This is a genomic window from Streptomyces sp. NPDC039462 (assembly GCF_055639375.1).
In genome coordinates, this window is the sequence record NZ_JBVKAO010000001.1 from 1,964,356 (window position 1) to 1,981,441 (window position 17,086).

A 17,086-nucleotide genomic window follows, 5' to 3' on the forward strand; every position below is an offset into this window, starting at 1 on the left:
TCTCCCTCCCCCCAGGCAGGCCCTTGCGGCCTGCTGTCCCCGCGTCGGCCGGACAGCCGAGCCGCCGCCCGCCGCGCATCAGTAGGCCCCGTGCCCGGAGAGCACCGCACGCAGCGTCTTCCACAAGATCACCGCGTCCAGGGCGAGCGACCAGTCCTCCACGTACCGCAGGTCGAGGCGGACCGCCTCCTCCCACGGCAGGTCGCTGCGTCCGCTTATCTGCCACAGGCCGGTGAGGCCGGGCTTGACGAGCAGCCGCCGCCGGATGTCCGGGCCGTACGCGGCGGACTCCTCCGGCAGCGGAGGCCGCGGACCGACGAGCGACATCGATCCGGTGAGTACGTTGAAAAGCTGCGGGAGTTCGTCGATCGAGTACCGCCGCAGCACCGCTCCCACCCGGGTCACCCGCGGGTCCCGGCGGAGCTTGAACAACAGGCCGGCGCCTTCGTTGAGGTCGGCCAGCTCGGCACGTGCCCGGTCGGCCCCGGGGACCATGGTGCGGAACTTCAGGATGGTGAACTCGCGGCCGCCCTTGCCGACTCGGCGCTGGCGGTAGAACGCCCCGCCCCGGCTGTCCACCAGCACGAGCAGCCCGACGAGCACCATCAGCGGCGCGAACAGCAGCAGCAGGATCGCCGCGCCCAACCGGTCGACGACCGCCTTGACCGCCCGCCGGCCCCCGGTGAAGGCCGGCATGCTGACCCGCAGCAGCGGGATCCCGAGCACCGCGTCGACGTGCAGCCGCGGTCCGGCCACCTCCATCAGCACGGGGGCCACGACCATCTCGGCATCGCTGCCCTCGAGGTTCCAGGCGAGCCGCTGCAGCCGGTCCGGTGACCAGTGCGGGTCCGGTGTGACGGCGACGACGCGGTAGCCGTCGCGGCGGACGTGGCCCGCGACGTCCGACAGTTCTCCGACGACCGGCACTCCGTCCAGGTGGTCACCGTCGAGCCCGGCGCCGTCCGTCGTGCACACGGCGTCCACCCGCCAGCCGAGGTGCGGCAGCTTGCGGGACCGGGTGATCAGGTCGCGCACGGTGGCCGGACTCCCGGCGGCGAGAACCGGTATCAGGCACCGCCCCTCTTTCCGCTGTCTGTGCAGCCGGAGGCGGAGCAGATACCGCGCGGTCATGGTGACGAGTGCGATCGCGGGGATCGCGACGAAGATCCAGAGTTTGATATTGCGCGAGGTGAGGGCTATTCCGCCGAGCGCCAGTACGACGACCGCCGCAAACAATGAACGTCCGAGTCGGCGGAATTCCTCGGCTCCTTGGCCGAGAACAGCCGGAGCCCACGCCCGGTTCACCGAAAGTGCCCCCAGCACCAGCAGCTCGGTGCCGAATGCGAGAATTCCCCACTTCTCATGCCAGTTGGCCGCGTCCCGGGCCCCGAAGAAGATACCTATCGCCCCCACTACGAAGGCGGTGGCAACGGTATCGCTGGTGATCACGGTACGTCTGTACCGCTGCTCCCAGTCGATCGCGGGCCGGTCGATCGTCCCGTCCGCCAGACGCCCGCGCGCCGACGGAATCGGGCTGACTAATCCCCCCTGCCGCACAGAACCCCCCAGGTCCCCAGTGGTTGGGCGTGTTCGCCCACACTTCCCCCCGGGAGACGACCGTCCCCCGCGCCGCACCGTTCTCCCCCACGGAAGGCCCCCGCCTCCCGCGCATGCAATTCCGGCCACTCAAGCGCTATTCGGTCAACCCGCCGTCGAGGCCCCGGGTGCTCCCCGCATCCGAGGCCCGCTCTCGGGCCACAAGGAATTGATCACCCCGCGCAGGGCGCGGGGAAGCGCTTTCTTGCTGGTTGTGGCGCCGAACCCATAGATCATTACTCGTTGCTTCAGGTCCGAACAGCTGAAGCACGGTCAATCTAGACCATCGCGACGGCTATGGAGAGGGGATGTGTGGAATTTGTGCTCGAGGTTTGATGCCGGTTCAACGAACCGGTGTCCGCGCAGGGAATAGCGGGGTGAAAGCCGGGGCCCGGCAGGGTGGTGCCGCCTGGGGTCAGCGGGTGGTGCGGCCTGCGGTCAGAAGGCCGGCCCGGAGCCCTCCCAGCCCGCGACCGGTGCGCCCTCCAGGCGTCGTGTGCGGTAGCTGTCGGCGTCGAGCGCGACGACCTCGGCGTGATGGGCGAGACGGTCCACCGTCGCGGAAGCCGTGGCGCTGTCGCCGAACACCTCGTCCCAGCGGCCAAGCGGCCGGTTGCTGGTGACGATCAGTGAGGCACGTTCGTAGCGGTGCGAGACGAGCTGGAAGAGGAGGTGGGCGACCTCGGAGTCGAAGGGCACGTAACCGACCTCGTCCACGACGAGCACCGCGTACGCGTCGAGCCGGGCCAGCTCCTTGCGCAGCCGCCCCGCGGCCTTGGCCTCCGCGAGCCGGGTGCCCCACTCGGCGGCGGTCGCGAACAGCACCTGGTGGCCGGCCTGACAGGCCCGTACTCCCAAGGCGACCGCCAGGTGCGTCTTGCCCGTGCCGGGGCCGCCGAGCAGCACCACGTTCGCCTTGCGGGTGACGAAGTCGACCTTCCCGAGGCGGGTGATCACATGCGGCTCGGGCGCCCGCAGATGCCCCTCGTCGAACATTTCGAGGACCTTCCTGGCGGGAAAACCGGCGGCCTCGATGCGCTCCTCGGCACCGGTCCCCGGCTCCGTCAGCGCCCCGCCGCCTGCCGCCCCGCCGCCGTCCGCGGCGCCGCCGTCCCGCTGGGCGGGAATGACCACGGCGTGGGGACCCTCCTTCACGGTGCGCGCCCTGGTCTCGTGCGCCGCCATGGGCCCGGACATGTACGCGAGGATGGCCGCGGAGGCGATGAACGCCATGTGGATGACCGTCCCCCACAGCAGATCGTGCCGAGGCGTGTGGTGCACGTCGACGAACATCTGGAGCAGATGCACCGACGAGATCCCCACGATGGCCGTGGCCAGCTTGACCTTCAGCACGTTGGAATTGACGTGCGAGAGCCACTCGGGCTGGTCCCGGTGGCCCTGTAGGCCGATCCGCGAGACGAAGGTCTCGTACCCCCCGACGATCACCATGATCAGCAGATTGGCGATCATCACCACGTCGACGAGTTTGAGGACGGCGAGCATGACGTGCGTCTCGTCCGCGTGCCCGCTGATGACGTGGTGGATGAGGTGCCACAACTCGTTGAAGAACTTGTAGACGTACACGCCCTGCGCGGCCACCAGGCCGAAGTACAGGGGCGCTTGGAGCCAACGGGTCGCGAAGAGGGCGCACCCCAGGGTGGTCATGTTCGACGGGGGCGAGGCGGAGCGGGACACGAGACCTCCAACAGCCGTGAGGTCCGTCATTCTTGTGGTCCGCTCCCGACAATCTGAATTCGAGCCACTCGTTGGGGTTAATAGAAATCCAGTCGGACAGGTCCTCCCATCCGACCTCCTATGCGTAGAACCGGGTGAATCCGCGCGGTACGTCCCGTCCGTCGGTTCCTTCGACATCCGCGCCCCGGGTGCCGGGCAGGGCGGTGGTGGCGTCCGGTTGCCGGCCATAGGGTGACGGACCATGGAAGACGCCAGAGACGATCTCGGCCACCTCGTGTGGTCCCAGGCCGAACAGCGCGCCGCGCAAGGTGACACGGCGTACCTGGGCGAGCTGGGGTCGCTCCTGGCCGACCGGTACGCGGCCGCCGCCGAGCAGGTGCGGGAGTACGAGCGCCAACTCGCCCACGTGGTCAGGGTGCTCGCCCTCACCCCCGGCCGGGACAGCCTGATCCAGCTGCTCCAACTCCTCGACGAGAAACGCCCGTCCGGCCACGGCGCCCAGCCGCGCTTCGTCGCCTCCCTCCTCGCGGAGCACCATCGGGTCACGGACCTGGCGGAGACCGTCTTCGAACGCTCCGAATGGGAACGCCTTGACGAGCTCCGCGCCTGCCTCTTCCACGAGTTGCTGCTCCGAGGCGTGGACGTCGACGCCTTCCCGCCCCTGCGCTCCTGGCCGCTCGTGCGCCCCGGCTGGCATCCGCTCGCCTGGCTCCCGGTGCGCCGCCGCGACTTCGAGGCCGACGCCGACTTCCCGAGCCGTTCGCTGCACGGTTCCGCCTGCGGGGTGCCGGGCGGGCTGCCCGTCGAAGGTCGGACGGACCCGCCGACGCCCCGCACGTCCGAGCGGGCGGCCCTGCGGGACATCGCGACCACGGACGTCCACGAGAGCATCGTGGCCGCCGTGCAGGCCGGCGACTGGGGCGCCTGCGACGCCTGGGTCTTCATGCCGGACGAGCCCGTCGCCCCCGAGCGGGTGCCCGCGCTGCTGCCGACGCTGCCCATGTCCTGCGTCGACGGGCTCGGTCCCACCGGCCGCTTCGAAGTCGCCGTCCGCCCCCTGGCGGACATCTGGCGCCTGCTCTTCGCCACCGCCTCGATGGGCGGCATGGGCAGCTCGGGCGTGCAGGCCGCCTACGGCCGGCTGTGGGCATGGCGTTCGATCGCGGGACTCAGTGGCGCACCGGCGGGCGCGAGCGCGGAGGAGGTGGAGCGCCACGCCCGGCAGAGCACGTGGTTCCACTTCGAGGCCGACGGCGACTGGTTCCACAACGAGATCGGCTCCGACTACGGCATCGCCGCCCTCGCTCCCGACCACCGCCGGCTAGCCGTACTGGCGGCAACGGACACCGACTGATCGACTGACTGACTGATCGACTAACCCACTGATCGACTAACCCACTGAGCGGCTGACCGACTGGAGGTACCGCCCGGTCGTGCTAGTCCCGGGCCGGCTTCCACTCATGGGCGAGGAGCCCGAGCAGCACCTCGTCCAGGAACTCTCCGAGCACCCAGGCCGAGGAGCGCAGCACGCCCTCGCGTACGAAGCCGTTGCGCTCGGCGGAGCGCAGCATCGCGGCGTTGTCCGCCAGCGTCTCGATCTGCAGACGCTGCAATCCGCGGACGATGAAGCCGTAGTGGCACAGTGTCGCGACGACGTCGGTGCCGTAGCCCTTGCCACGAGCGGACGGCAGCAGCCCGAGGCCGATGTGCGCGGACCGGTGGTGGTTGTCGATGCCCCACAGCGTCGCGGTGCCGACCAGCGTGCCGCCGTCCAACTCCACCACGGAGAACGGGACGAGCCCCTGCTCCTTGTCGTCCACGACGAGCCGCGGGTCCTTCGCCCCGGGCGTGATCGGCCGCCACGGCCCGGCCTCGGCCCGCGCGGCGTTGACCACGTCGTCGTAGAGCTCGGTCCGCAGCACCGGTATGTCGTCCTCGTGCCGGGCCCTGAGCCCGATCTTGTTCCCCTTCAACATGCGAGAGTCTTATCCGACCGCACGGGCGGGCGGCAAACCAATAAGACGGTGCCAGCAGTGCCGTACTCATGGCAGAGCGAGCGCACCGCCGCAAGGGAAGGTCGGCGGTGCGCTCGCTCGGGCCGCGGTGAGCCGGCTGGCTCCCGCAATGTGCTGCGCCAGATCAGTCGTTGACGCAGGTGTTGCCGAAGGCCGGGTTCAGCAGGCCGATGATGTCAACAGTGTTGCCGCACAGGTTGATCGGCACGTGGACCGGGACCTGAATGGCGTTGCCCGAGATCACGCCCGGCGAGTTCTGGGCCGCACCCTGCGCACCGGCGTCGGCGGCCGCCAGGCCGGCGCTGCCCATCACAAGGGCACCGGTGCCCAGTACGACACTCATCGTCTTCTTCATATGAGTACTCCTAGAGGTTCGGTGCGGTCCGGGGGCGTCCTGGTGGACCGCAACGCGACTTGTCACACGGCCGGAGCAGCAGACTCGGCCGACGCCCGGCAAGATCAACGATCAGCTCATTCCGAGGACACGGTCCAAACGGGCGATGGGAGTGTTTGGAGTGACTGGAGTGATCGGAGCGATCGAGTGTGCGGCCCGTTCGGGGACCATGCCCAGCGGCTTGCGGGTGGAGCGTGCGACGGTCTTGCCGGCGAGCTCGGCGACGATGTTCGTGGCGGGCTGGATCTCCTCGCGCGGTGTGCTGTGGGGCACCGTGGGCGGCACGTGCGGCTGGGTGGCGAACGCGGCGACGGTCGGCAGTGCTGTCGCGGCAAGGGCACCGAGAACGATGAGGAGGGCTTGCAGGCGCGCGGGCACGGGGACAGTCCTTCCGGCTGGTCGAGGGAGTTGAGGGAGTTGAGGGTGTCGAGGGAGTACGGGCCTCGGTTGCGGGCGGCGCGGGTCAGGCGGCGGGTGCCGGTTCGACCTTGCCCAGTTCGACCTTGCCCGGGTCCGCGCTCGGGGCGATCGGCGTGGGGGCGGGCTTGACCTCGTCGGGCTTCGGCGCGGGGTCCGGGACGACGTCGGGGGCGGGCGTCCGGTCGTTGTCCGGGAGGGGGTCCGGGTCCGGGGCCGGTGTGGGCTCGGGGTCCGGGGTGGGGGTCGGGACCGGCTCAGGCGTCGGGTCCGGCTTGGGGGTGGGGTCCGGCTTAGGGGTGGGGTCCGGCTTGGGGGTGGGGTCCTTCTTGGCCTGGTCGTCGTCGGACCAGGAGCTGAGCCTGCCGTCCGGGGACAGGACGACATGCAGCCCGTTGTTCTCGCCCGAGGCGGAGCGGCCGTTGGCGTCGAGCGTGCCGATGCCCGCGCTGCCGGCGAATATGTCGGCCTGCCAGTGGTGGGCGGAGAGCTTGTAGACCTTGGCCATGGAGCCGTCCACCAGCGTGTCGATGCGGATCAGCTCGCGCTTGCCCGGCTGCGGCTTGGGCTTGGGCTTCGGCTTGGGGGCGGGCTTGGCCCGGTCCACCCAGGAGGAGAGCGCGCCGCGTGCGGTGAGCTTGACGTGCAGACCGTTCAGGTTGCCCAGGGCGCTCTTGCCGAACGCGTTCAGACCGCCGACCTTCTTGCCGTGGAAGAGGATGTCGGCCTGGTACTTGTTCTTGCCGAGCTTGTACACCTTGGCCGTGTGCCCCTTCGAGGCCAGCCGCACGGTCTTCACGTAGACCCGCTTCGTCTTGGCCTTGGAGTGTGCCGCGGCGTGCGGCTTGGTGTGGCTGTGAGTACCGGCCGTCACCGTGGCGGAAGCGGTGGCCGGCACGTGCTGCGTGGCCGCCAGAGCACCGGAGGCGGCGCCCAGAGTGATCGCCGTGGTGGCCGTCGCGGTGACGATGCTGGTGCGCAGGGCGCGGGGAGTCATACGCATGGGAAAGAGGGCCCTTCTGGGGATGGGTCTCGTCTTCTCGTGGGGTGGCCGCCCCGTTGCGGCGACATCCACGAAGTTACGGATCTCACATCAAGCCCACCCATAAGCGATGTAACAGCCGAAAGGTATGTAAGCCGCGAATTCCTCACAAGGGCCTCTGCCCGTTCACCGCACTGTGGTCGGTCTCGTCGTGGGCCTAGTGGTGTGGCAGGCGCCGGAGCGCGCCGGGCCCGACGCGGCGACGACGGGGCTGGTCGACCCGCCGCTGCCGCTGCGGGGCCTTCCGGCCTCGCGCTCGCCGTGGTCATCGGCCTCGCGGGCGGCGTCAGCCTCGGCCGCGAGAACCCGTTCACCGCGATCAACATCGCCCTCGCGTATGCGCTCGGCATGAGGGCCATGCCGCGCACGCCCGGCACCGCCTGGGTCTACCTCGCGGCTGCCGGGACCATCGGCGTGCTGTTCGGCACGCCCGTCGCCGCGGCCCTTGTCCTCTCCGAGATCAGTTCCGCGGCCGACCCGCGGCGCCCTGTGGGACCGGCTCTTCGCACCGCTGGTCGCGGCGGGCGCGGGAGCCCTGACCACGGTGCTCATCGCGCATCGGGCGTTCCAGGCCGACATCGCGCCCCACCCGGGCGCGCGCCTGATCGACGTGGTCCCCGCCATGGTGATCGGCTCGTGCGCCGCACTCGTCGGGCTCGCCGCCGTCCACGCCTTCCCACTGTTCCACCGCGCCTTTAGACGGCTGGGCCACCCCGTGCTGATGCTCGCCGCCGCCGGACTCGTCCTCGGCGTGCTCGGTGCGCTGGGCGGTCACCTCACCCTCTTCGAGCGGCTGACCGAGGTGAAGGAGCTGACCGCGGAAGCCGGCGCCCACAGCGCCACGAACCTCCTGCACCTGGTCGTGGTGCAGCTCGCCGCGCTCGTCGTCGCCGGGTCTTGCGGCTTCCGGGGCGGGCGGATCTTTCCTGCCGTCTTCGTGGGCGTCGCGCTCGGCATGCTCGCGCACGCCCTCGTCGACTCGGTGCCCGCCTCCCTGGCGATCACCTGCGCCGTACTCGGCACCCTGCTCGCCACCACGCGGCGGGGCCGGCTCAGCCTCTTCACCACCGCCGTCGTCCTCATGGACCTCGACCCGCTGCCGATGCTCTGCGTCGCGGCGCTGCCCGCGTGGCTCCTCGTCACCGTACGCCCGGACATGCGCGTCAAGGACGACGAGACGGTCGTCAGTGGGGCAGCCGCATGACGAGCGTGACGACGGCTCCGATGGCGCCCGCGGAGACCGTGAGGTGGTCGGTGATGCGACCGGCGAGCCACAGTCCGCTCCCCACGGTGTGCCCGTCGTTCCCGCGGGCCGGCCCGGGAACGACGTCCGCGGTGAAGCCCGGCCCGCGGTCGTGGATACGGCACTCCAGATGGCCGTCGGCGCGCTGCAGGGACAGCGTGCCGCCGCCGCCCGCGTGCGCGATGGTGTCGGTGGCCACCGCGTCGATGGCCACGATGAAGTCGCCGCGCCGTGGTTCGGGCAGCCCCTCGCGGTCGGCGTACCGGTCGATGAGCATGCGCAGCCGGGGCAGGTCCTCCTGGGTGAGGGGGGACTCCAGCAGGGGAGTGGTGGGCAGGTCGCGGGAGCCGGGTGATGACATCAGCGGCTCACCTCGCTGAGCACCAGGACGGGCATGTTGTCGGCACCTGCCCGGCGCAGTATGCGGGCGCCCGCCGGATGACAGTGGACGTGGATTCCGTCGTGCTCGGAGGCCGCGACCAGCCTCAGCAGGTCCACGGCGCAGGCCGCGCTGAGGAAGACGAGCTGGGACATGTCCACCGTCAGCTGCCGCGTGTCCGAAGTGCGCACCAGCCCTTCGCGTACGGCGGCGACGAACTCTTCCCGGGTGGCGAGATCCGCCTCTCCGGCCAGCCGCACGGTGCCGTCCGACTGCTCCGCGTGCAGGGCTCCGAGGCGGGACAGCAGCCGACAAGGGTGCGCCCTGTGCATGGCTTTCAGCACCTCGGGAGTGAACCACCGGCTGTCGTAGGCACAGATCTCGGTGTACGGGCGGTCGGTGAACAGGTGCTGGGCGTGGGACTCGCGGTGCATCATCACCGCCACGTCGGCGTTCAGGTCGCCCACCCAGTGCATGTCGATATAGGTGCGCAGACCGCGGAAACCCTCCTCCAGGGCACGGTCGGTCTCCTCCTCGATGCGTTGCCACTGCCGCTCTGGGGTGTAGTGGGGGCGGGGTGGATCAGCGCGCGCATGCTGCTGACCACCAGCTGCCCCCGCTCGCGGGCGGCGCCCAGCAGCGGCCCGGGGACTTCGAGCCGGTTCCACACCTCGCTGTCGGCCAGCTGCGGCGCGGCGAAGACCATCACCTTCTCGCGCTTGGCGAGCCCGGTCCACGCGAACGTGGTCACCACGTCGCGGCCCGCGTCGTCGTCTTCGTAGCTGACAAAGGCGTGGTCTCCCGCCCGAAGCTGCTGCACCGGCATTGTGCCGGCAGATGCCGCATCATCAGCAGCGGCCATCGTTCACCCCCAAGACACCGAACGGACCGCCGAGTAACACAATCTGCGGAACTGGTGCCTACGTTAGTGATCTGATCCGCGCTCAGGCGGGCTCAGTAGGGAATCGACGCCCGTCGCCCCAATCGGTGCTCTTGCTGATCGTACGGAGCTGAAGTGGGGCCGACTCCTGTCGTCTTCTGATCGGGCGAATCCGTGAGGGCGCCCGGTTCGCGGTGCGCGGTCCAGTTGGGGCGGCTGCAGTCCGCTCGACGATTGGGCATACTGCTGCTGGGCGCTGAAGTTCCTTCTCCTGCAGTCGATTTGGCCGTACGGAGGTGGTCTGGATGACGCTGCGAACCTCTGCCAGACACGGGTGTCTGATCGTGGAGATGCCGCGGGAAGTGGACATCAGCAACGCCGAACCGCTCCGGCAGGAGCTGCGTGATGTGTGCCGCACCCTGCTGGCCCCCGCCTCGCACGACCGGCCGACCGCGGTGGTCGTGGACTGGTCGGCCGCGCCGTTTCTGACCATCGCCGGCGTCGCGGTGCTCGACGACTTCCGGCGGCAGGCCGGCACGCACGGGGTACCGGTGCGGGTGGTGGTCTCCCGCAGGTGGCCTCGCGCGGTTCTGCGGATGGTGGGTCTGAACTCTCTGCTGGCGATCCACGACAGCGTGGAGCAGGCGCTGGCCGGTGACGAGCCCTCCCGCGACAGCCAGGGTCGGCCCGAGACCGGCAGGGCGACACCCTGATGCCGGAATCGACGGGGCAGACGGGGCAGACGGGTCGGACGGTTGGATGGGTTGGTGCGGACATGGCCAGTGGCGAACGGCGGGGGCGTGGGACCCCCGTCAGCCGTCTGGGCGACCATCTGGGCCTGGTCTCCCAGCTCACCGAGCAGGCCCGGGTCGGACTGGAGAACGAGTCCGACACCGCGCGCATCTTCATGGCGATCTACTCCGGCTTCCTCGTGGAGGCCGGAGCCGGCATCCGGTGGTTATTGGAACCGTCGCTGATCGAGCGGGCGACCGTCGCGGTCCGCCGCGAGGCTCCGGCGGGGAGGCATGCGGAGCGCGACCTGGCCACGCGGCTGCTGGCGACGATCTGGACGGCGGGAGTGGTCGCCGGCGTCGACACCGAGGATTGGGTGCGCAGTGCGCCAGAGCTGCCCGCGATCTGTCTGCGCATGGCCGCGCAGGTCCTGGACGGGGGCGAGGGCGGGTCCGGAGCCGACTGAGGCACGCCCCCCGGGGCGGCCGAGGGGTTCGTCGCGCAGGAAGCGGCCCGGCCCCGAGGCCTAGGCGGCATCCATGGCGCCGCGCACGAATCGCCGCAGGTGACTCCGCACGGCCTCGGGCCGCTCCCGCCACGGCTCGTGCCCCGCGCCCTCGATCCGTGTCAACGGAAGCGCGAGCCGGCGCGCCAGTGACTCCAGCGCCGACACGGGACGGGGATCTCCGGCCCCACCGAGGAGCTCCGTCCGCGCGGGCAGGCACGCGCGCAGCTCGGCAAGGTGCTCGTCCAGCGGATCCGCGCGTCCTTCCGCGCCGAGTTCGGCGTTCATGACCCAGTTGACCGGGCGGCGCCGCCGAGCGGCCTGAGCGGCCCAGCTCCACCTCCGTCCGGGATCGGCGTGGTCGGGGAACCAGGCCAGCGTGAGGAGCTCGGCCTCCTGCTCCTCCGTGCGGTGCGGCAACTCTTCGAGCTCGCGCAGCCGTTCCTGCTGCGCCGTGGACATGCGCCGGGCGCGCTCGGCCCGTTCCGCGGCGCGCCAGGCACCGACGAACGGCCCGCACATCAGCAGCATGGCGGCAACCCGGTCAGCATGCCGCAGGCAGAACCGGCTCGCCAGATCGGTGCCGTAGGAGTGCCCGATCAGTACGGCTCTCGGCACGTCCCACACGTCGAGCAGCTCGGCGAGATCGTCGACATGGCGGGCGAGGGAGTGGCGGCCATGCCAGGGGGAGCGGCCCGTGCCGCGCTGGTCGTAGCGGTACACGGGCGCGAGGTCCGCGACCATGGGCGCGACATCGGCGAGATAGTCCGGCAGCCCCGGGCCGCCATGGAGCAGGACCACGGCCGGCCGCCGCCTCGTGTCCCCCAGCGCCGTCCAGCTCAACTGCGTCTCGTCGGTCATCGATGCGAGGCCCCGCGTCTCCTTGAAGGTCACCGGGGGAACCTACCCGGGAGGGCGAGCGGGTGAGTGGTCCGCTTCTGGTCGGTGGCGCACACTTTTACCAGAGGCCGGTGCCGTGCCGGCCGTGACGAGGGTGTTCGGTGTGCTCGAGGTCCCGCTGTGGCTGTGGGGGGCTTTCGCCGCGACCGTGGTGGTGTCGCTGGCGGTGGACCTGCTGGCCCACCGCAGCGCGCACGTCATCGGCTTCAAGGAGGCCGCCGCCTGGAGCGTCGTATGGGTGAGCCTCGCCTTGGTCTTCGGCGCGGTCGTCTTCGTCGTCCTCGGTACGACGGCGGGCACCGAGTACACGACGGCGTGGCTGCTGGAGAAGAGCCTGTCCGTCGACAATCTCTTCGTCTTCGCCGTGATCTTCGCCTACTTCAAGGTGCCCCGGGCCTACCAGCACCGGGTGCTGTTCTTCGGCGTCATCGGCGCGCTCGTCTTCCGCGGCATCTTCCTGTCCCTCGGCGTGGCCGTGGTCAGCCGCTTCACGGCGGTGCTGTTCGTCTTCGCGGCGGTCCTGTTCTACAGCACCTACAAGCTCCTCAAGGGCGACGAGGAGAGCTTCGACCCGGGCAAGAGCTTCGCGGTGCGGATGCTGCGCAAGGCCATGCCGGTCAGCGACGAGTACGCCGGGGCGAAGTTCTTCGTCAAGGAGGCCGGCAAGCGGATGGCGACCCCGCTGCTCGCGGTGGTCGCGGCGATCGAGGCCGCCGACCTGATCTTCGCCGTCGACAGCGTCCCCGCCGTTCTCGCGGTCAGTGACGACGCGTTCATCGTCTACACGAGCAACGTGTTCGCGATCCTCGGCCTGCGGGCGCTGTACTTCCTGCTCGCGGGGCTGCTGGACCGCTTTCACCTCCTGAGCAAAGGTCTGGCGATCATCCTTGCCTTCATCGGCGTCAAGCTCATCTTCCAGGCCTCGCACAAAATGATCAGCCCGGGCATCCCGGAGATCCCCTCACCGGTGAGCCTCGCGGTCATCGTCGTCGTCCTGACGGGTTCGGTGGTGCTCAGCCTCAAACGACCGCCGGAGCCCACGGCGGCCGAAGGAAGCGGACCACTTTCCGATGAGACGTATCGGGCATATCGTAAAGATATGGTCAAAATGAAGCGTGAGGTTGAGGTTGAGGCGCACACGTGTCCGACCTGCAAGAAGACCGTGCCGCTGACCATTCACCGGCACAAGAGCCTCGGGGTGTACGTGCCCTCCTGGGTCCCCGGGGCGTGTCAGAACCGCGAATGCCCCGACTACCGGCTGGACCCCGCACACAAGCACCCACCGGACTCCCGTCAGTGACCCGTGGTGTCGCCCGCCCACACCGCGGGGGTCCGGCCTGACCACGGGTCGGCCTGTTCGAGTTGTCCGGCGAGGCGGAAGAGGCGCCCTTCGAGCCCGTGGCCGGCGGCGAACTGCATGCCTGTCGGGAGCCCGGTCCCGGCGTCGGCCGTCACCGGGACGGACATGGCGGGCGTGCCCGACACGTTGAACGCCATGGTGAACGGCGAACGGTCGTTGAGGCGGTCGATCCACCCGAGCCCGTCCAGCGCCTCCGCGCCCTCGGTGTAGGCGCCCAGGGGCATGGGAAGCTCCGGCACGGTCGGGGTGAGCAGTACGTCGTGGGTGTCGAAGTACCGTGCCAGGCTTCGGGCGACCCGGTTGCGGACCGCGAGAGCGCTGACGAACTGGGCGCCGCAGACCCGCTGCCCGTAGTAGTAGCCCGCGAGGGTCGCCGGTTCGAGCGTCGAGGAGTCGACGGGCCGGTCGAAGGCGGCGGCCAACTCGTCGACCGACGCTGCGAGGTTCGCCGTCATCAGCCGGGCGTTGGCCAGGACGAACTCCTCCCAGCCGACCCCGAGATCCACCGTCGCCTCTTCCACCTGATGCCCGAGGGATTCGAGGAGGCGCACGGTCCGGGAGAGCGCGTCGGCCACCGGCCCGCTGGTGCGGCGTCCCCCCCACGCCTGGGGGAGCACGCCGATCCGCAGGGAACCCGGGTGGCGGGAGACTTCCTCCGCGTACGGCCGGGACGGCTCCTGGGCGAAGTAGGGGTCGCCCGGCTCCGAGCCACGGATCCGGTCGAGCAGCGCCGCGCTGTCGCGGACCGTGCGGCTTACGCTGCCGTGCACGGCCAGGCCGTTGAAGACCTCGTCGGCGTCGGGCCCCATGGAGACCCGGCCGCGGGTGGGCTTCAATCCGAACAGGCCGTTGTAGGAGGCCGGAATGCGGAGGGAGCCCGCGGCGTCGGTGGCGTGCGCGATCGGGACCACGCCGGCGGCGACGGCCGCGCCCGCGCCCCCGCTCGAACCGCCCGCGCTCAGCTCCACGTTCCACGGGTTCCGGGTCGGGCCGTACAGCTCCGGTTCCGTCGTGATGCTGTAGGCCATCTCCGGCGTCGCGGTACGCCCGAACGTCACGAGGCCCGCGCGCCGCAGACGCAGCATCAGTGAGGAATCGGCACCGGCGACGAGGCCGGCCGCGAGGCGGCTGCCCAACTCCATCCGCCTCCCGGCCATGGAGACTCCGATGTCCTTGATGAGAAAGGGAACCCCGGCGAGCGGCCCCGAGGGCGCACTGTCACGGCCACTGTCACTGCCGCCGTTCTTGGGGGACTTGGGTTCGTCGTCGGTCGGCCATGTCTCGACGATGGCGTTGAGCCGCGGGTTGACCGCCTCTGCGGCTTCGCGGGCGGCTGCCTCCAGTTCGGCAGGCGTCACCTCGCCCTTGGCCACCAGCTCGGCGAGTCCGACCGCGTCGAAGCTCACGTACTCGGTCACTCTCATCTGTCACTCCCCAAGGCAGCAAGCGATACCAGTGAGTACTGAATGATACCGATCGGTATCGCACGGGACGGGTTGGTACCGTAGCAGACATGGCATCGACCGACAGAAGGCCCAGCAGGGTGGCCAAGCTGCCCCCTCGTGAGCGCATCCTCGACGCGGCGGAAGAGCTCTTTCAGAGCGAGGGGATCCGCCGGGTGGGCGTCCAGGCGATCGCCGAGCGGGCCGAGACCACCAAGATGGCGATCTACCGGCACTTCGAGACCAAGGACGCGCTGGTCGCGGAGTGGCTGCGGATCGTCGCCGCCGACTACCAGGCGGCATTCGACCGGGTCGAGGCGGAACACCCCGACAGGCCAAGGGAGCAGATCCTGGGCCTGGCCCGCTTCATCGCCGAGGGGCTGCCCTCGGTCTCGCACCGGGGCTGCCCGTTCATCAACTCCATCGCCGAACTGCCCGACCGCGCCCACCCCGCCCGTCGAGTGATCGAGGAGCACAAGGCCCGCCAGACCCGCAGGCTCGTCGGCATGTGCGCCGCGGCGGGGCTCCCCGACCCCGAGCAGGCCGCGGCCGCGATCACCTTCGTACTCGAAGGGGCGCAGGTCAGCACGCAGAACGGCAGCATCGACCGGGCGGGGGAGCGGCTGCTGAGGATCGTCGAGGGAATCATCGCCCAGCTCGTCGAGGAAGGACCGACTCGACCAGCTGGATGAGCTCGACGAGCTGGATGAACTCGATGAACTCGATGAGCTCGATCAGTTGGATCGGCAGATGCAGAAGGGGTGCCCCGCCGGATCGGTGAGAACCCGCGCCCTCGCGGCCTCGTGAGGCTGGTGATCCGGCTTCCCCGCGCCCAGCCCCAGCAGCCAGGCCTCGGCCTCGTCCAGGTCCTCCACGTCGAAGCAGAGGTGCAGCTGCTGGGGGACCGTCTGGCCGGGCCAGCGCGGGGCCCGGTAGCCGTCGACCCGCTGGAAGCCGATGAAGAGGCCGTCGTCGCGGCTGAGGCCCGCGAAGTCGGCGTCCGACTTCGGGTGCGGCGCGAAGCCGGTGGCCTGTTGATAGAACGCCGCCAACGCCAGTGGATCCGGGCAGTCGAGCGTTATCGCAGCCAACTTCATCTGCGGGGACATGGCACCTCCGGGGTATGCGGGGAATTCAGGGCTTTCAGAGCATCAGAGCATGATGAGCAGACGTGTCTTCGGCTTGAGTTTCCTGTTCACCGAACGGCTCTGCACGTACACCTCCAGTTTGGGGTTGTTTCCCGCCTTCACAGAGACGGTTCCCTGAATTCCCGTGCCGAACAGAAGGCTGCGCGCGGCGTCGCCCGTATAGGCGCGGTCGGTGTCCTTCTCCACCACGATGACTTCCTTGTTCGGCTGCACCTGGGCCCGGGCGCCCAATTGGTAGTAGCACGCGCCGCGTTCGTACGTCACGCCCGGGTGCGAATTGACGAAGGGGCGGATTTCGACCTCCTTGTCGACCTTCAAGAGGCGGTATCTGTCGGCCGGAATCGGTTCGAGGTTCGCCCGCACCTCGTCCACCGATATGTCCTGGCCGACGGCGAACAGGTTCTTCGTGCCGCGCAGGCCCTGCTCCCGCCCGCGGAGGAAACTGGTGGCGGCGGCGCGCACGGTGCCGATCGCCTCCTCGACACCCTTCTGGGAGTCCGCGTCCCAGATGGCGATGTTGCCGGCGGGGAAACCGTAGTTCTGGGCGGTCCGCTTGGCCAGGGAGTTCGGCACGAGGATCGCGGAGGTCCAGTGGCCGGGGAGCCCGCCCATCTTCGCCGTGATCCTGTCGAGCCAGGGGCCGAGGACAGTCATGTCACCGTCGTGCCGCCGGTCGCCTCCGGAGGCGTTCTCCTCGCCGTCCGTCACGACGATCTGGAGGAAGCTGTGCTCGCCGTACTCCTCCCAGATGTGGCCCAGGTCGTCCAGGGACTTCAAAGAAGCCTCGATGAGAGCCGTCGCTCCATTGTTGACGCGGTACAGGCCCCGCATGGACGGAAGATGCTTCACATCCATGTCCCAGACCAAATTCTCCACCCTGTGGTCGAAGGAGTAGAGGCTGATTCGCGTTTCGTGGCCGAGGCTGTCCGATTCGGCCTTCAGGCCCGCGACGAACTCGTCCACGACGCGGATGAGTTGGTTCTCGTGCGGACGCATGGAACCCGAACAGTCCACTACCAACGCGACGTGATTCACCTTGTGCTGGATCCTGTTTGCGGACATGTTTCTGCTCCCCCTCCGAAGCTCCCCGAGTGATGAGTTCACTCTATGGGGAGGCACTGACAACGGCCTTGGCGCTGTCCGGCTCGCTGCTCGTGCCGAGAGGGCCGCGACCGCAGCCCGGGCTCAGCTCCCAGGGCCGAAACGTCCCACCTCCACACCGCGCCCATGTCTCTCATGTCTTCGACACTTGACTGATAGTGCTCAACTATTGACGTGACTCGTTCAGGAAATTTATGGTCCCTGGACCTCGCAGGTGAACCAGAGTGACCAGAGTGA

Annotated in this window: 18 protein-coding genes and 1 pseudogene; 6 read left to right on the forward strand and 13 right to left on the reverse strand. The window is 69.6% G+C overall.

Annotated elements, in window-relative coordinates; translation table 11 throughout:
* Window positions 1-78 precede the first annotated feature (78 nt).
* Window positions 79-1,557 (reverse strand): sugar transferase, encoded by a 1,479-nt coding sequence (locus tag ACZ7LU_RS07850; protein WP_471916058.1) that lies wholly within the window; start codon window positions 1,555-1,557, stop codon window positions 79-81.
* A gap of 477 nt (window positions 1,558-2,034) precedes the next feature.
* A complete protein-coding gene (gene istB / locus ACZ7LU_RS07855) occupies window positions 2,035-3,291 on the reverse strand; it encodes an IS21-like element helper ATPase IstB (protein WP_471916059.1) in 1,257 nt (418 codons plus the stop codon).
* A gap of 241 nt (window positions 3,292-3,532) precedes the next feature.
* On the opposite strand from istB, the gene ACZ7LU_RS07860 reads away from it, so the two are divergent.
* Window positions 3,533-4,645: a DUF6183 family protein gene (locus ACZ7LU_RS07860; RefSeq protein ID WP_471916060.1), complete on the forward strand. Its 1,113-nt coding sequence runs from the start codon at window positions 3,533-3,535 to the stop codon at window positions 4,643-4,645.
* 82 nt (window positions 4,646-4,727) lie between these two features.
* On the opposite strand, the gene ACZ7LU_RS07865 is transcribed toward ACZ7LU_RS07860, so the two are convergent.
* The 4 genes from ACZ7LU_RS07865 to ACZ7LU_RS07880 form a co-directional block, all read right to left on the reverse strand.
* Window positions 4,728-5,267 carry a GNAT family N-acetyltransferase gene (locus tag ACZ7LU_RS07865; protein ID WP_398304001.1) on the reverse strand — a complete coding sequence of 180 codons (540 nt, stop codon included), beginning with the start codon at window positions 5,265-5,267 and terminating at the stop codon, window positions 4,728-4,730.
* A gap of 163 nt (window positions 5,268-5,430) precedes the next feature.
* Window positions 5,431-5,661, reverse strand: a complete 231-nt coding sequence (locus tag ACZ7LU_RS07870; RefSeq protein ID WP_398304003.1) for a chaplin — start codon at window positions 5,659-5,661, stop codon at window positions 5,431-5,433.
* A 111-nt stretch (window positions 5,662-5,772) separates the two neighbouring features.
* On the reverse strand, window positions 5,773-6,078 hold the full coding sequence (locus tag ACZ7LU_RS07875; RefSeq protein ID WP_471916061.1) for a hypothetical protein: 306 nt from the start codon (window positions 6,076-6,078) through the stop codon (window positions 5,773-5,775).
* Between the two features lie 85 nt (window positions 6,079-6,163).
* Complete coding sequence (locus tag ACZ7LU_RS07880) at window positions 6,164-7,120, reverse strand: hypothetical protein (RefSeq protein WP_471916062.1); 957 nt, start codon at window positions 7,118-7,120, stop codon at window positions 6,164-6,166.
* 484 nt (window positions 7,121-7,604) lie between these two features.
* Between ACZ7LU_RS07880 and ACZ7LU_RS07885 the strand changes: the two genes are divergently transcribed.
* The gene (locus ACZ7LU_RS07885; RefSeq protein WP_471916063.1) at window positions 7,605-8,363 is read left to right on the forward strand and encodes a chloride channel protein; all 759 of its coding nucleotides are present in this window, start codon (window positions 7,605-7,607) and stop codon (window positions 8,361-8,363) included.
* On the opposite strand, the gene ACZ7LU_RS07890 is transcribed toward ACZ7LU_RS07885, so the two are convergent.
* Genes ACZ7LU_RS07890 through ACZ7LU_RS07900 form a run of 3 tightly spaced genes read right to left on the reverse strand, consistent with a single transcriptional unit; the run spans window position 8,344 to window position 9,601 of the window.
* On the reverse strand, window positions 8,344-8,763 hold the full coding sequence (locus ACZ7LU_RS07890) for an ATP-binding protein (RefSeq protein ID WP_468084408.1): 420 nt from the start codon (window positions 8,761-8,763) through the stop codon (window positions 8,344-8,346). The genes ACZ7LU_RS07885 and ACZ7LU_RS07890 overlap by 20 nt on opposite strands.
* Window positions 8,763-9,320 carry an MEDS domain-containing protein gene (locus ACZ7LU_RS07895; protein WP_471916503.1) on the reverse strand — a complete coding sequence of 186 codons (558 nt, stop codon included), beginning with the start codon at window positions 9,318-9,320 and terminating at the stop codon, window positions 8,763-8,765. Before ACZ7LU_RS07895 ends, ACZ7LU_RS07890 begins: the two co-directional genes overlap by 1 nt.
* Window positions 9,236-9,601 (reverse strand): DEAD/DEAH box helicase family protein, encoded by a 366-nt coding sequence (locus tag ACZ7LU_RS07900; RefSeq protein WP_471916537.1) that lies wholly within the window; start codon window positions 9,599-9,601, stop codon window positions 9,236-9,238. Before ACZ7LU_RS07900 ends, ACZ7LU_RS07895 begins: the two co-directional genes overlap by 85 nt.
* 365 nt (window positions 9,602-9,966) lie before the next feature.
* Here ACZ7LU_RS07900 and ACZ7LU_RS07905 point away from each other — a divergent pair, with 365 nt between their 5' ends.
* A complete protein-coding gene (locus ACZ7LU_RS07905; RefSeq protein ID WP_471916064.1) occupies window positions 9,967-10,374 on the forward strand; it encodes an STAS domain-containing protein in 408 nt (135 codons plus the stop codon).
* Between the two features lie 62 nt (window positions 10,375-10,436).
* Complete coding sequence (locus ACZ7LU_RS07910; protein WP_471916065.1) at window positions 10,437-10,859, forward strand: hypothetical protein; 423 nt, start codon at window positions 10,437-10,439, stop codon at window positions 10,857-10,859.
* A gap of 60 nt (window positions 10,860-10,919) precedes the next feature.
* On the opposite strand, the gene ACZ7LU_RS07915 is transcribed toward ACZ7LU_RS07910, so the two are convergent.
* A complete protein-coding gene (locus ACZ7LU_RS07915) occupies window positions 10,920-11,792 on the reverse strand; it encodes an alpha/beta fold hydrolase (protein ID WP_471916066.1) in 873 nt (290 codons plus the stop codon).
* Between the two features lie 109 nt (window positions 11,793-11,901).
* Here ACZ7LU_RS07915 and ACZ7LU_RS07920 point away from each other — a divergent pair.
* Window positions 11,902-12,873 (forward strand): annotated as a pseudogene (locus ACZ7LU_RS07920) (TerC family protein); the annotation flags it as partial.
* A gap of 218 nt (window positions 12,874-13,091) precedes the next feature.
* Here ACZ7LU_RS07920 and ACZ7LU_RS07925 read toward each other — a convergent pair.
* A complete protein-coding gene (locus ACZ7LU_RS07925; protein ID WP_471916067.1) occupies window positions 13,092-14,582 on the reverse strand; it encodes an amidase in 1,491 nt (496 codons plus the stop codon).
* Window positions 14,583-14,671: 89 nt separating this feature from the next.
* On the opposite strand from ACZ7LU_RS07925, the gene ACZ7LU_RS07930 reads away from it, so the two are divergent.
* A complete protein-coding gene (locus tag ACZ7LU_RS07930; RefSeq protein ID WP_471916068.1) occupies window positions 14,672-15,292 on the forward strand; it encodes a TetR/AcrR family transcriptional regulator in 621 nt (206 codons plus the stop codon).
* 42 nt (window positions 15,293-15,334) lie between these two features.
* Here the strand turns inward: ACZ7LU_RS07930 and ACZ7LU_RS07935 are convergent, their stop codons facing one another.
* Window positions 15,335-15,709, reverse strand: a complete 375-nt coding sequence (locus tag ACZ7LU_RS07935; RefSeq protein ID WP_471916069.1) for a VOC family protein — start codon at window positions 15,707-15,709, stop codon at window positions 15,335-15,337.
* A gap of 42 nt (window positions 15,710-15,751) precedes the next feature.
* On the reverse strand, window positions 15,752-16,810 hold the full coding sequence (locus tag ACZ7LU_RS07940) for a vWA domain-containing protein (RefSeq protein WP_471916070.1): 1,059 nt from the start codon (window positions 16,808-16,810) through the stop codon (window positions 15,752-15,754).
* Window positions 16,811-17,086 lie beyond the last annotated feature (276 nt).